12 protein-coding genes are annotated in these 14,289 nt (G+C 43.9%); 11 read left to right on the top strand and 1 reads right to left on the bottom strand.

The window, feature by feature from the left end; translation table 11 throughout:
• Positions 1–84: 84 nt before the first annotated feature.
• The 6 genes from MHI51_RS17095 to MHI51_RS17070 all read left to right on the top strand — a co-directional run bounded on the left by MHI51_RS17095 (position 85) and on the right by MHI51_RS17070 (position 6,571).
• A complete protein-coding gene (locus MHI51_RS17095) occupies positions 85–1,221 on the top strand; it encodes an MFS transporter (protein ID WP_341004285.1) in 1,137 nt (378 codons plus the stop codon).
• 90 nt (positions 1,222–1,311) lie between these two features.
• Positions 1,312–2,037, top strand: coding sequence for a phosphonate ABC transporter ATP-binding protein (locus MHI51_RS17090; RefSeq protein WP_036687647.1), 726 nt, complete (start codon positions 1,312–1,314; stop codon positions 2,035–2,037).
• Between the two features lie 34 nt (positions 2,038–2,071).
• Positions 2,072–3,352: a hypothetical protein gene (locus MHI51_RS17085; protein ID WP_256719017.1), complete on the top strand. Its 1,281-nt coding sequence runs from the start codon at positions 2,072–2,074 to the stop codon at positions 3,350–3,352.
• The gene (locus tag MHI51_RS17080) at positions 3,345–4,043 is read left to right on the top strand and encodes a response regulator transcription factor (protein ID WP_036687642.1); all 699 of its coding nucleotides are present in this window, start codon (positions 3,345–3,347) and stop codon (positions 4,041–4,043) included. The genes MHI51_RS17085 and MHI51_RS17080 overlap by 8 nt, the downstream gene beginning before the upstream one ends.
• Positions 4,040–5,506: a HAMP domain-containing sensor histidine kinase gene (locus tag MHI51_RS17075; RefSeq protein WP_081387528.1), complete on the top strand. Its 1,467-nt coding sequence runs from the start codon at positions 4,040–4,042 to the stop codon at positions 5,504–5,506. Before MHI51_RS17080 ends, MHI51_RS17075 begins: the two co-directional genes overlap by 4 nt.
• A 6-nt stretch (positions 5,507–5,512) precedes the next feature.
• The gene (locus MHI51_RS17070) at positions 5,513–6,571 is read left to right on the top strand and encodes a GNAT family N-acetyltransferase (RefSeq protein WP_081387185.1); all 1,059 of its coding nucleotides are present in this window, start codon (positions 5,513–5,515) and stop codon (positions 6,569–6,571) included.
• A 100-nt stretch (positions 6,572–6,671) separates the two neighbouring features.
• On the opposite strand, the gene MHI51_RS17065 is transcribed toward MHI51_RS17070, so the two are convergent.
• A complete protein-coding gene (locus MHI51_RS17065) occupies positions 6,672–7,895 on the bottom strand; it encodes a glucose-1-phosphate adenylyltransferase (RefSeq protein WP_076130041.1) in 1,224 nt (407 codons plus the stop codon).
• A 216-nt stretch (positions 7,896–8,111) separates the two neighbouring features.
• Between MHI51_RS17065 and glgB the strand changes: the two genes are divergently transcribed.
• From glgB to MHI51_RS17040, 5 genes are all read left to right on the top strand, one after another.
• On the top strand, positions 8,112–10,049 hold the full coding sequence (gene glgB, locus MHI51_RS17060; protein ID WP_280753134.1) for a 1,4-alpha-glucan branching protein GlgB: 1,938 nt from the start codon (positions 8,112–8,114) through the stop codon (positions 10,047–10,049).
• A gap of 47 nt (positions 10,050–10,096) precedes the next feature.
• Complete coding sequence (gene glgA, locus MHI51_RS17055; protein ID WP_036687636.1) at positions 10,097–11,521, top strand: glycogen synthase GlgA; 1,425 nt, start codon at positions 10,097–10,099, stop codon at positions 11,519–11,521.
• A gap of 326 nt (positions 11,522–11,847) precedes the next feature.
• Positions 11,848–12,666 (top strand): transporter substrate-binding domain-containing protein, encoded by an 819-nt coding sequence (locus MHI51_RS17050; RefSeq protein WP_036687634.1) that lies wholly within the window; start codon positions 11,848–11,850, stop codon positions 12,664–12,666.
• Positions 12,667–12,771: 105 nt separating this feature from the next.
• Positions 12,772–13,437 carry an amino acid ABC transporter permease gene (locus MHI51_RS17045; protein ID WP_232061382.1) on the top strand — a complete coding sequence of 222 codons (666 nt, stop codon included), beginning with the start codon at positions 12,772–12,774 and terminating at the stop codon, positions 13,435–13,437.
• Positions 13,424–14,146, top strand: coding sequence for an amino acid ABC transporter ATP-binding protein (locus MHI51_RS17040; RefSeq protein ID WP_076130044.1), 723 nt, complete (start codon positions 13,424–13,426; stop codon positions 14,144–14,146). The genes MHI51_RS17045 and MHI51_RS17040 overlap by 14 nt, the downstream gene beginning before the upstream one ends.
• Positions 14,147–14,289: the final 143 nt, after the last annotated feature.

Here is a 14,289-nt window from a genome sequence, read left to right as displayed (position 1 = left end):
GTTAGATCACATCATTGTTTTTATTATAGGGGGATATCATCCGTGTCAGACCGGCTTAAAGTATCTGTACGAAGTAATAGCAAAATGACTTTCATGATTCTTATTACCGCTACTATAGCCGCAGGGCTTAGCCAAGGGCTGTTGCTGCCCATTCTATCCATTCTTTTGGAGCAAAAAGGAGTCTCCTCGTCACTGAACGGATTGAATGCTGCTGCACTATACATAGGATCATTTGGAATGACCTTGATTGCTGAACGTGTTCTTGGAGCGGTTGGATTTAAAAAATTGATAGCTGGTGGGATTAGTTTAGTCTTAGTAAGCTTGCTCATGTTTCCCTTTTTTACAGGGATCAAGGTATGGTTTGTATTGCGTCTGCTTGTGGGTGTAGGCGATGCTGCCATTAATTACGGGGCCCAGCTTTGGGTTCTGCTTATGACACCTGCCGAGCATCGCGGGCGTAATCTTTCACTATATGGTATGTCCTATGGTCTGGGTTTTAGCTTGGGACCACTTGGGATTAGTCTGCTGCGTTATGGACAGGCCGTGCCTTTTATTGTTCTCGCATTTCTATTTTTGTTAGTCTTAATCCTTGTGACTACAATTCTGCCGGATTCCCGGCCAGATAAAGCGGAGAGTGGTGAAAGCCAGGTTCGCCGTTTCGGTCGTTGTTACAGCTTAGCCTGGTTCGCTTTAATTCCAGCCCTTTTATATGGCTTTATGGAAGCCAGCTTAAATAGCAGCTTTCCGGTATATGGTCTGCGTATCGGTTACAGCACAGATCAAATTGCAGCGTTATTACCTTTTGCGGGGATTGGAGGACTGCTTCTGCAGTTTCCATTAGGTCTGTGGAGCGACCGGTTTGGCCGCAAGCGGGTACTGATTATTGCCGGGATCGGAGGCGGGATCGCCTTTGCGATGTTGCCGCTGGCAGGTGATCATTTTACATTGACAATGGTGCTTCTGATGATCGCAGGAGGACTAGTAGGTTCCTTTTTCTCTTTAGGTCTAAGTCTGGCTGCGGATATTTTACCAAGACATCTACTGCCTGCTGCCAATGTGGTTGCTTCTTTCCATTTTAGTATTGGTAGTATTATCGGCCCCGGCATTGGTGGTTTGTTGCTGCAAGTGGGCTTAAGCGGCGGTATTTTCGCCCTGATGGGTGGTTTATATATCGTGTTCGGCTTGCTGGGGTTATTATTCTCGCCACAACCTAGAAATTGAGGTAAGATAAGAACGAGTGCTCGCATGGAAATTGAACTCACATTCAGAGTACACTATAGATTATAGATGAAGACAGGGAGAGGCTGAACTATGATCACAGTTGAACACTTAGCCAAGGCAGTTGGGGAAGACAAAAATCCGGTCCTGCAGGATATAGGATTTCAATTAGAGCCGGGTGAACTCGTAGCCATACTTGGAGCGAGTGGGAGCGGTAAGACCACTTTATTACGCTGTTTAGCGCTGCGAGAGAAGTGGGACAGAGGGAATTTTAGAGTGGACGGTACGGATATTATGGCGAGTGCCTTTTCCGGAAAAAGAAAAATTCGACGGGAGTGGGCTTACCTGGAGCAGAATGCAGAGCTCAATCCTAACCGCACAGCGCTGAAAAACGTGCTGATCGGCCAGTCCGCACAGACGCCAATGTGGCGTATGGTTACAGGGATGGTTCGTTCAGATGATTATATGGGTGCGATGGATGAATTAGATGCCCTTGGACTTCTAGACAAAGCGAAGATGAAGACTAGCCAGCTAAGCGGTGGAGAACGTCAGCGTGTAGCGATTGCTAGAGCATTAACTCATGGTGCCAAAGTAATTCTAGCGGATGAACCGGTTACGGGTCTGGACCCCAAATCGGCAGAAAGTGTATTGGAAACTTTGCGCAGACTGTGTAAAGAGACGGGTCTTACCGTAGTGACGGTGCTGCCTATTGAACTGGCTGAACGTTTCGCTTCACGTATATGGGTACTAGAAGATGGACGAATTAAGCATGATATAAAGGGACGTAGATTAACGTCTCAGGAACGCGCAAATTTGTAAAGTTCGGACACGGATAAGGAAAAGAGTGATGAGGTTGAGTATAAAAAGTCTTAGGTGCCTGGCAGCTGCAACACTGTCGTTATCCGTACTTTCGGGTTGTACTTTCATCAGTGATCCTGTTTCGAAGATGAAAGCTCCGCAGCTGTCTGCTGACAAAGCAACACTTATGGCTGCTATTAATTCACATATTCCAGCGGGTACGGAGTTGATCCGCCCGGTTAATGATGAGAGCTCAATTTTCACAGAGGATCTCAATAACGATGGAATTATGGAGTCGTTGGTGTTCTATAGAACGCCAAGCGAAGCTGTAGAGATTCACGGGATGATCTTAGAGAAGCAAGGAGATGCCTGGGTCAAAAAGCTTGTTTTTGATGGGGATGGAACTATGCTGGAGTCCGTCGATCTGAAAGATATGACAGGTGACGGGAAGCTGAATATCATTACAGGTTATTCACGCGGGGAAGAAAAAGGCCTCGTCGTGTATAGCTATTCCAGCGGATCATTGGAAGAAGTGCTTTCACTTCCTTACACCAAATATATGCTTGATGATCTTAACAAGGATGGAATTGAAGACATCACCGTTGTTTATTTTAAAAGAAATGAATTTGCAACCATTTCGATCTATCAGTACAATGATGGCTTTAAGGTGCTCGATAAGATTGAGGATATCGATCCGTATTTTTCTAATTATTACAATATTGTCGCAGGAAAGATTGCCAAGGATAAAGAAGGAATCGTATTAGACGCTTCGGTGGATTTCCAATCCGCCTACAGCTTAATGGTTCTTATGGAGCATAACAAGCTGCGTGTGGTTTTGCCAGGTGATACGAGGACTTACAAAGATCGTCTGATTGCAAGCGAAGATATCGATCATGATGGCATTATTGAAGTTGGATTGCTTGAAGCGCCAAAAGGATGGGAGTATTTCGACCCCGCAGATATTCCTTATTTCACCTCCTATTATAAATGGGATGGAAAAGATGGCCTAACCTTTGCAGTCCAGCTATATCGTGATCCATCGGATCGCTTTACTATTAATTTTGATCCAGAGCTGCATGGAAAGGTAAGTATTGACACGAAATCTGTTCTGGATAAAAACCTTAAATTCATCATGACCGATACCGGAGAGACTTTTGCTGAGGTTTCCTTCTTTTCTCCTTCGGAATGGGATAAGGCTAAGAATGAAGGCTGGGAGCTGCTTGGGCGGGATTCAGATAAAGTCATCGGCTACCGTGGTGAGCTAGAACAAAGTACAACTAAAGAAGGAAGCAATAAGATTGCCTCCCCTATTGAAAGGAAGGGAATAGATGAGTAAAGTTCTGATATTGGAAGATGAAGAATCCATTCGCAGTTTCATAGTCATTAATTTGAAGCGTAATGGTTTCGAAGTGCTGGAGGCTGCTGACGGGAATGAAGCATTGCATAAATTAACCACTATACCTGATATTGATATTGCGTTATTGGATGTTATGGTTCCCGGCATTGATGGATTTGAAGTTTGTAGACGGATTAGGGAGACTAATGAACGCTTGGGAATTATTTTTCTTACCGCCAAGGTTCAGGAGCAGGATAAAGTTTACGCTTTGTCCGTAGGTGCAGATGATCATGTTAGTAAGCCATTTAGCCCAACGGAGCTAATTGCACGTATTCAATCTTTGCTGCGCCGTGTAAATGTGCATCGTGAACAGTCGGCCAAGGTTTCTTTTCATTCGGGGCCTTTCAGCTTGGATCTTATTACCAAACAATTCAAACGTGATAATGTAGCCATTGAACTGACGCCTACGGAGTTCTCTCTGATTCAATTCTTTCTTGAAAAGGAAAACACTCCACTTAGCCGCGATCTTCTGTTGGATCATGTGTGGGGCAAGGAGTATATGGGTGATCCCAAAATTGTAGATGTAAATATCCGGCGCTTACGCCAGAAGATTGAGAACAATCCTTCGGAGCCGGAATTTTTGCAGACTGTATGGGGGCACGGATATAGATGGAAAGGCCAAGGACAATGATTAAGAAGGGGATGCGCAGACAGATTGTTCTGCACTACATTCTTGTAGTTTTTTTGGCGCTTCTCCTCGTAGAAGTTATCTTCCTGCTGGCCATCAGAACATATTATTATGACAGTGTATACAGCAAGATTAAAAATCACATTTCTGTTTCAGAGTCGTTTTTTCAAAAGAACATGATACCCAGCGATAATAGCATCTATCTGCTACAAGAAGTACTGGAGAGGTTCTCATTGAGCAAGACGGAGCTGGAAATCTTATCGCTAAATGGGGATATCATCACTAGTTCCACTGGCTTTCAACCGGATCGGACCATTACGACCAGTGATGTACCAGAAGCCGTTGGCGGCAGCGTTGGGCGCTGGGTAGGGCGTCAGGCAGGCACGAATGAGAGCGTGATGGCGGTTTCCAAAATGCTGCAGATTCATGGACAGGATAAGTATGTCCTAAGGTATATTACTTCACTAGAACAAATCAATAATGATTTGCTTAATCTAACTTTATTGTCCACTGCTATTGCTGCAGCTGTTATGGCTGTAGTTGTTGGGTTTAGCTTCGGACTGGCCAACTCAATTGTGAAGCCGCTGAATAATATTACGGCAGTTTCAGCTCAGATGGCGAAGGGGAGATTCAACGTACGGATTAAGGGAGACTATAAATTTGAGATTGGTGATTTGGCTTCAACGCTGAATTATATGGCTCAGGAAATTGTACGCAGTAATCAGATTAAGGATGATTTTATCTCGTCCATTTCTCACGAGCTGCGGACACCTCTTACAAGTATCAAGGGCTGGAGTGAAACCTTGGTATCCGGCGGGTATGATCCGGAGGAGACAAAACTTGGAGTCAGCATCATTTCCAAAGAAAGTGAACGCCTGATTGGGCTGGTGGAAGAAATTCTCGACTTTTCTAAGCTGCAGCAGAACCAGATGAAGCTGTCGATTGGGGTTGTAGATGTAAAGGTACTGCTGCAAGAGACGATACTGAATGTTTGGGCTAAAGCGGAAAAGAAACGAATACATCTGTTGCTGGAATGTGAAGATGCGATCTTTGTTAAAGGGGATGCCAATCGGCTAAAACAGGTATTCTTAAACTTGGTAGACAATGCAGTGAAGTTCTCACATGAAGATTCCAGTATTGAACTGTCAGCAAAGAGACTGTCTGCTACAGAAACAGCGATTATGGTACGAGACAGCGGGATAGGGATTAGTGAAGCACATATATCCAGAGTGAAGGACCGTTTCTTTCAAGTGGATGCACTTAATGGAGGAACAGGCTTGGGGTTAGCGATTTCACAGCAACTTGTAGAACTTCATAATGGGACACTTGATATGGTAAGTGAGCTTGGAAAAGGAACGGAAGTTACCGTCATCTTGCCTCTTACAGAACCACAGCCGGAAGTTATCACAGAAGAGGTAACTCAAGTGACAGCTACCTTTCCTGAATTAGATGATTGGGAGGCCTAACGTGAGATGGGGGTAACGAAGAATTCGATCCGTATAGTTCGTGGAGAGCCAGATCGGGTTAGCGACATCTTGAGGCTACTGCAAGAAGCGGCGGGGTGGATGGAGCTTAATGGAATTAAGCAATGGACACCCGGACAATTTACCGAGACCGATATAGCAGGATATTTTGCTGACAGACATGTTTATTTAGCCCTTGACGATGGGGCTGTAGTTGGCATGTTCACGTTGCAATTCAGTGATCCACAGTACTGGGGCAGTAAAAATGATGAGTCCTACGCTTATTTGCACCGATTGGCTGTGAAAGACTCCCACCGCGGCCGAGGACTTGGACAGCAAATGCTTAAATATGCAGTAGTTCTAGCCAAAGATCTAGGCTGTAAGAGCCTTAGGTTTGACACTGTGGCACATAACATTAAGCTCAATCGTTATTATCAGAGCATGGGTTTTCACTACATGGGCACTAACGATATGGGAAATGGTCGTTTAGTGAACTTATATGAACATTTTGAGGAAGGTGCTGAGTCAGACCGTCTGATTCTCAGATTTATATCAGAATCTGATTTTGAACACTTAAAGCGCTGGAGTGTTTCTCCAGAGTATCTGAAGCAGTGGGCAGGACCTTCGCTAACTTATCCTTTAGAGGATGAGCAGCTTGTTAAATACTTAAAGGATGCTAATCATCCAGGCTTATCCGATCGTCTTATCTTCTGTGCAATTCAAGAAGCTACGCAGCAGGTAGTGGGCCATATTAGCTTTTCAGCCATTGACCGGGTTAATCGTTCTGCACGTATCGGCAGGGTAGTAGTAGATCCTGAGTTTCAAGGTAAAGGCATTGGTAAACGGATGATGCAAGAGATGCTTCGAATCGGATTTGAAGGTCTGGACCTGCATCGTCTGTCTCTGGGTGCTTTCGATTTCAATACGGCTGCCCTGAAAGCTTATGAAGCTGTTGGCTTTAAGCGGGAGGGTGTTCAACGTGAGTCTGCTTTATTCGGTGAGCAATATGTAGATTGTGTGGAAATGAGCATATTAGACAGAGAATGGACGGCTAGCCGTAATTCATAAAATCACTAATTCCTTACAACCGAAGGGGCTGTTGCTCTGGTCATGATCGACCAGGACAACAGCCCCTTTTTATATAAAGTATTTTTCTATATAATGGTTGTTATGAAGGAAGAACTTCACGCAAACGTCCTGTCTTCTCATACACATCCTGAAACAGACGGGAAGGTTGGTTTCGGACCGCCGGCTTGGCAGCCACAGTCTCATGTGGTCCAACGACAACGATATTATTTATGCTTCCCTTGATGACTGCTCCATCCTTAATGATTGCCCCTTCACCAATAATGGCATTCTCAATCAGCACTCCACGGCCAATGCGAACTCCAGGCATAATAACACTTTGCTTGATCTGGCTCATCTTACCGATTTCTACCCCATTAAAGACTACAGAACGTTGTAGACTACCTTCTTGGGAGCAGGATTCATTCACGAGAGAGTCCGTTGCTGGGTTCTGTACACGTGGTTTATGAACTGCAAGCTTAGTCCGGCGAACCCGACTATACATAGGCCAATGAGTCTTGTCTAACTTCATGCCATTGTCTTTTTGCAGAAGATCCATATGTGCTTCCCAGAGACTGCCGACTGTACCTACATCTCTCCAGTAACCCTTGAAACGGTAAGCGAATAAATCATCGTTCTGATCCAGCATGGTAGGAATTACGTCTTTACCAAAGTCATGGCTGGAATTAGGATTAGCTGCATCCCGCAACAAGTGCTCCTTCAGATAAGCCCACTCGAACAGGTAGATACCCATTGAAGCAAGATTACTTTTTGGTACTTTAGGTTTTTCCGCGAATTCGGAAATTTTCAGATCATCGTTTACGTTCATTACTCCAAAACGACTAGCCTCATCCCAAGGAACCTCCATTACGGAGATGGTTGCTTTTGCTCCTTTTTCAATATGATAATTCAGCATCTTACGGTAATTCATATGGTAAATATGGTCACCGGATAGAATGAGCACATGTTCTGGGTTGCGGCTATCAATAAAGTCAATGTTTTTATAAATCGCATCAGCAGTCCCTGTATAACTGTCTCTGCCTTCAACACCTGAAGGAAGCAGTGTGACACCTTTATCCTTTTGACTAACTAAGCCCCAAGGCTCACCTTCACCGATATGATTATGCAAAGAGTCAGCTTCGTATTGTGTCAGAACACCTACTGTATCAATGTTCGAATTTACACAGTTACTTAGCGGGAAATCAATAATTTTATACTGTCCACCGAAAGGGACTGCAGGCTTAGCCATACTGGAAGTCAAGGGAGCCAATCTGCGGCCTTCCCCTCCTGCCAATAACATGGCGATACAATCTTTTTTGTTGTTCATTTGTTATCCCTCCCATTATTTTGTCAATGCTTGTAATATAAACTTACGACAAGCGCTTGAAACGACATAGGTGAAATATATTGCTTTGTAAACAGAAAAATTACAATTAATATTTCTTTATCAGAAAATCTTTTCTTTTAACATCAAAACATTTTCAAAATGGTAATATTCGGGTAAGGTAATAGGTACAAGCACATTGAAAAAGGTGGTGTAGAATTGGCTGAAAAAGCAAAAATCGAGACCCTTCCGTCAGCTGCTGATATCTATCTGTTCCATGAGGGCACCAATTATCGCAGCTATTCTATGCTGGGTGCACACACTGCCGCTGAAGAAGGCGTTACCGGTGTGCGCTTTACCGTGTGGGCTCCTCATGCGACATATGTAGGACTAGCTGGTGATCATAATGATTGGGACGGAACACAGGGCGTGGACTCGTTATATAAGATACCCGATTCAGGATTTTGGAGTCGTTTTTTTCCGGGAATACAGCCGGGAACTTTTTACAAATACAGGATTCTTGCCTCAGATGGATCAAGTTTCCTTAAAGCGGATCCTTTTGCTTTTAAAGCTGAGGTTCGACCGGCAACGGCTTCGGTAGTAGCAGAACTGGATGGCTACCGCTGGGGAGATGCAGCATGGCGTCGGAAAAGCAAAGCTCCATATCAACAACCGATGAACATTTATGAAATGCACTTCGGTACCTGGCGTCAAAAAGAGGATGGTGAGTTCTATACCTACCGGGAAATGAGCGAGCTGTTAATTCCTTATTTGGTGGAGATGAACTATACACACGTGGAATTTATGCCGTTGGCAGAACATCCATATGATCTATCCTGGGGTTATCAAGGGACGGGGTATTTTGCGGCAACCAGCCGTTATGGCGAACCCCATGAGTTGATGTATTTGATCGATCAGCTGCATCAGGCAGGTATCGGTGTGATTTTAGATTGGGTTCCCGCTCACTTTGCCAAAGACGCACACGGATTACGTATGTTTGATGGAGCGCCACTTTATGAATATGCCGATCCAATGTTAGCTGAAAAACCAGGCTGGGGGACACTTTCGTTTGATTTCAGTAAGCCGGAGATTTCTTCATTTCTTATTTCTAATGCGCTGTTTTGGTTCGAGTATTATCATATCGACGGAATGCGTGTAGATGCGGTTACGAGTATGCTTCGATTAGATTTCGAAAAGCGGGATCATCAATATCGGCGGAATGTTAATGGTGGATTGGAGAATCTGGAGGCCATCAAATTTATCCAGAATCTGAACAAGGCTATCTTTCATTATTTCCCAAAAGCATTGATGATGGCGGAGGAGTCCAGTGCTTGGCCAGGGGTTACTGCACCAGTGCATGAAGGGGGCCTTGGCTTCAATTACAAATGGAATATGGGTTGGATGAATGATACGCTAGGCTACATAGAACATGATTTTGGTGGGCGCCCTTATCATCATAATTTACTTACGTTCCCAATATGTTATGCTTATGCCGAAAATTACGCATTGCCGCTATCGCATGATGAGGTTGTTCACGGCAAGAAGTCTTTGTTAGACAAAATGCCGGGTACTTATGAACAAAAGTTCGCAGGCCTCAGGCAGCTGCTGGGATATCAGATCTCTCATCCCGGTAAAAAGCTTCTGTTTATGGGTGGGGAATTCGGTCAGTTTATCGAGTGGAAGGATCAGGAGCAGCTGGACTGGCTGCTGTTGGATTATGAGAGCCATCGTCGTATGCTTGCCTACACGGCTGCACTTAATAAACTGTATCGCTCCGAAAAAGCGTTGTGGGAGCTGGATCATTCTCAAGAGGGTTATCAGTGGATTGATGCGGATGACAATGATCAAAGTGTGATTTCGTATATACGCCGAGGGAAGAAACCAGGAGATACGCTGCTTATAGTCATCAATTTTCAACCGGTAGAACGGCACAATTATCGTATAGGCGTGCCACGGGCCGGGACTTATGAGGAGCTCTTTAGCTCAGAAAATGAAGAGTATGGTGGCTCCGGATTGCACAATGTCCCTCAAAAGAGCGTTAAGCTGGAATGGCACAATCAGGTGAACAGCATAGAGCTGACTCTTCCGCCCCTTAGCTTTCTGGTGTTTAAAAAAACGTCACGAATGGGTAAGAATAAAGAGGCAAAAGAGTTATAGATCTAAGTACGAATAGAGAATCCGTACAGTTTAAGGGGGAAATAATCATGAAAGTTTTATTTGCCGCAGCTGAAGCCCATCCTTTTGTCAAAACGGGTGGTTTGGCCGATGTCATTGGAGCATTACCTAAAGCGCTGAAGGCTGCCGGGGTAGATGTACGAGTGATTTTGCCTAAATATCGTGGGATTCCTGACAAGTTCACCGCTCAAATGGAGCATTTAACGGAAGTGTATGTTCCAATTGGCTGGCGAAAGCAATACTGTGGAATTGAACGCATTATCTATGAGGGTATCCCCGTTTATTTTATCGACAACGAGTATTATTTTGGCCGTGATGGAATTTATGGTTATATGGACGATGGTGAACGGTTTGCGTTCTATAATCGTGCAGTGCTGGAGTGTCTGCCAGCCATTGATTTCCAGCCTGATGTACTGCATTGCCATGATTGGCACGCGGCCGTAATTCCAATGCTGCTACAGGGGCATTATCGCCACAATCCATTTTACAGTGAAATGCGGAGTGTATTTACAATACATAACCTGTTGTATCAGGGAGTGTTTCCTTATGAGGTACTTGGAGAGCTGTTAGGTCTGGATAGCAGCTATTTTGGTAGTGTGGAGTACTATGGTAATGTGAATTTCTTAAAAGGCGGGATTGTATTCAGTGATCGGGTCACGACCGTCAGTCCGACTTATTCAGAAGAAATTCGCACACCTTATTATGGTTACGGTTTGGATGGTTTGTTGAACGCACGGTCAGATGTTTTAAGTGGGATTGTGAATGGCATTGATACTAAAAGTTATAATCCAGCGACAGATTCGAGCCTTGTTACCCGTTATCGTTCTAATTTGACCAAGAAGACGGAGAACAAAGTAGCCTTGCAGGAAGAGCTGGGATTACCTGTGGATGCTAATATCCCAATGGTAGCCATGGTCACGCGTCTCGTGGACTCCAAAGGTTTAGACCTGCTTACCCGAGTGCTGGATGAGTTGCTATATCACGATGATATTCAATTTGTGCTGCTTGGAACAGGTGATGAATCCTACGAGCGTTGGTTCAAGGAAGCGGCATGGCGGTATCCGACCAAGCTGTCTTCACAGATCTTATTTAATGATGCACTCTCACGAAAAATATATGCTGCCAGCGATATCTTCCTTATGCCGTCTAAGTTTGAGCCCTGTGGCATCAGCCAGCTGCTCGCTTTACGGTATGGTAGCATACCCGTTGTCCGTGAGACAGGTGGCCTAAATGATACTGTGCACGCTTATAATGAAGAAACCGGTGAAGGCAATGGCTTTACGTTCAGCAATTATAATGCACACGATATGATGTTTACGCTACGCCGGGCGCTTTCTTTTTACAAGCAGCCTGAACATTGGAAAAAGATCACAAAAAATGCTTTCGCGGGAGATTATAGCTGGAATGTATCCGCTCAGCAGTACATGGATATCTACGATGATATAACCAGATAAAGTTTAACGAATTCTGTAATGGGTTAATAAGGGATTGCACCTGGGAGTATGGTAAATACTCTGGGAGCAGTCCTTTTTTTATGAAATTAGGAATAAACAGTCGAATGATTTAGCCAGTATAGGGGATAGTAAAAATGTATAAATTTAGCTTCAACGTGAATAAAAGTGATTTTTTAGCTGCGTATTATAGAATTCCCCTCATAGAAATCCATTAAAAGGAAGTTATTGTCACAATTATGCCTTTGCATATTCATGCGTTCTGATTTATAATAAGTCAGTCATTGGGTCAACTTAGATTTTTTCATATGAATAGGGGAGATATAGAAATGAACAAATGGGGTAAACTTAGTTTAGGAATGGTATTAGCGGTAGGTCTGCTTTCAGGCTGCGGTCAAAATAAAAATGATAATGATACCGCTGCTAGTGGTAATGCAAATTCCGGTGCAGTTACTAAAAAGCTGATTATGGGAACAAGTGCAGATTTTCCTCCGTACGAATTCCATAAAGTAGTGGACGGAAAAGATACCATCGTAGGTTTTGATATCGACATCGCTAAGGAAATTGCTGCCGACATGGGCGCTGAGCTTGAAGTTAAGGATCTGCCTTTTGATTCACTGCTTAACGAATTGTCCAGTGGACGCGTAGATATGGTAATTTCCGGCCTTAGCCCGACTGAAGAACGCAAAAAAGCGGTTGAACTTTCAGATATTTATTACAAAGCAGAACAAGCTATTGTAGTACGCGAAGCAGATAAAGATAAATACGCTACTATGGACGCGGTGAAGGGTACCAAAATTGGTGTACAGACAGGCTCTATTCAAGAAGAAATCGCCAAAGAGATTGAAGGCGCAAAGATCACCTCTCTTGGTAAAATCTCCGAGATCGTTCTGCAATTGCAATCAAACCGTATCGATACAGCAATTATTGAAGGACCTGTAGCCAAATCTTTTGTTAAGAATTTAGCGGGTCTTGTAATTACCGATGCTAAGCCTGAAGTAGAAGATGATGGATACGCAATTGGGATTAAAAAAGGCAATACAGAGCTTCTGGATAAAGTAAATGCCACACTTAAACGTCTAGAATCAGAAGGTAAGATTGATGAATATGTAGCGGCTGCCAGCGAGCTTGCTGAAAGCACGAAGTAAGGAATGTATATTGTTTTAGGTCTGCTGAAGTAAATTGTATGTGTATTACAGAAAATAGCGGAACTTTGCTATTTTCTATTTTTTTGGAGATAGGAGGATAAGATATTGGATATTACTTTATTTAGAATGGCTTATGATTATCGTGATCTTTTCTTGACTGGACTACAATATACCTTGCTACTTGCTGTTCTTGGTGTATTATTTGGCTTCATTCTTGGGATTATCGTCTCTCTACTACGCATGTCAAAATGGAGAGTGTTACGTTTCTTAGCCACAGCTTGGGTTGAATTTTTGCGGGGCACTCCAATGCTTGTGCAATTGTTTCTCATCCATTACGGGCTGGCGACATTTGGGATTGAGTTTACTCCGATTCAGTCCGGGGCGATTACACTCTCCATTAACAGTTCTGCTTATCTGGCAGAAATTTTTCGTGCCGGGATTCAGGGTGTCGATCGTGGACAAACGGAGGCCGCACGTTCACTTGGAATGAAACAAGGGATGACCATGCGTCATATTGTACTTCCTCAGGCACTTAAAAGTGTACTTCCGGCAATCGGTAATGAGTTCATTACCATTATCAAGGAATCATCGATTATTTCATTTATCGGAGTAACGGATTTGATGTTTCAAGCTCGTACAGTTACAACGATTTCGTATGATGGCATGACACCACTCGTGATTGCTGCATTTATGTATTTTGTTCTAACATTTACGCTTTCCAAGATCCTAGGTAGACTCGAAAGGAGGCTGAATACCGATGATCGCCGTTAAGAACCTGCAGAAGCATTACGGAAAGCTGGAGATTCTCAAAGGAATCGATTTGGAGATTAAAAAGGGTGAGGTTGTCGTTGTAATCGGGCCCAGTGGTTCGGGAAAAAGTACCTTTCTGCGCTGCTTGAATTTATTGGAGCAGCCTACAGGTGGCGAGATCACTTTTGAAGGGGAATCGATCACCTCAAAGAAGCATGATATCAATGCAACGCGTGAGAAGATGGGGATGGTTTTTCAGCAGTTCAACCTTTTTCCGCACAAAACCGTTCTGCAAAACATTACGCTCGCACCGATTAAAGTAAGAAAACAGCAGCAGGCTGTGGCCGATAAATTCGCAATGGAGCTCCTCAAGACTGTAGGGCTTGAAGATAAAAAGGATGTTTATCCAGCTCAATTGTCCGGTGGACAAAAGCAGCGGATCGCGATTGCTCGTGCATTAGCCATGCAGCCCCATGTGATGCTTTTTGATGAGCCTACCTCAGCGCTTGATCCGGAAATGGTAGGAGAGGTACTTGAGGTTATGAAAAAGCTTGCCGAAGACGGAATGACAATGGTTATTGTTACACATGAGATGGGCTTTGCCCGTGAAGTGGGTGACCGCATTCTGTTTATGGATGGCGGGTTCATCGTTGAACAGGGTACTCCTGAACAAGTATTCGGTAATCCTACACATGCTCGGACTAAGGATTTTTTAAGTAAAGTATTATAAAGAATTCGTCAAAACGGCCCTGGACAAGTATCCGGTGGCCGTTTTGTTATAGGGTCCTGAGGGTAATGTGGGAATATATCGCTGGGGGCTGAGTTCATTTATTTATGTAAACCATGTATAATAGATGGTCAGTCAATCAACAG

It is taken from the genome of Paenibacillus sp. FSL H8-0260, from assembly GCF_045040625.1.
Classification (GTDB): Bacteria; Bacillota; Bacilli; order Paenibacillales; family Paenibacillaceae; genus Paenibacillus_AQ; species Paenibacillus_AQ odorifer.
The sequence above is the reverse complement of the archived record's forward strand: the minus strand, read 5'-3'. Positions and strand labels throughout refer to the sequence as shown.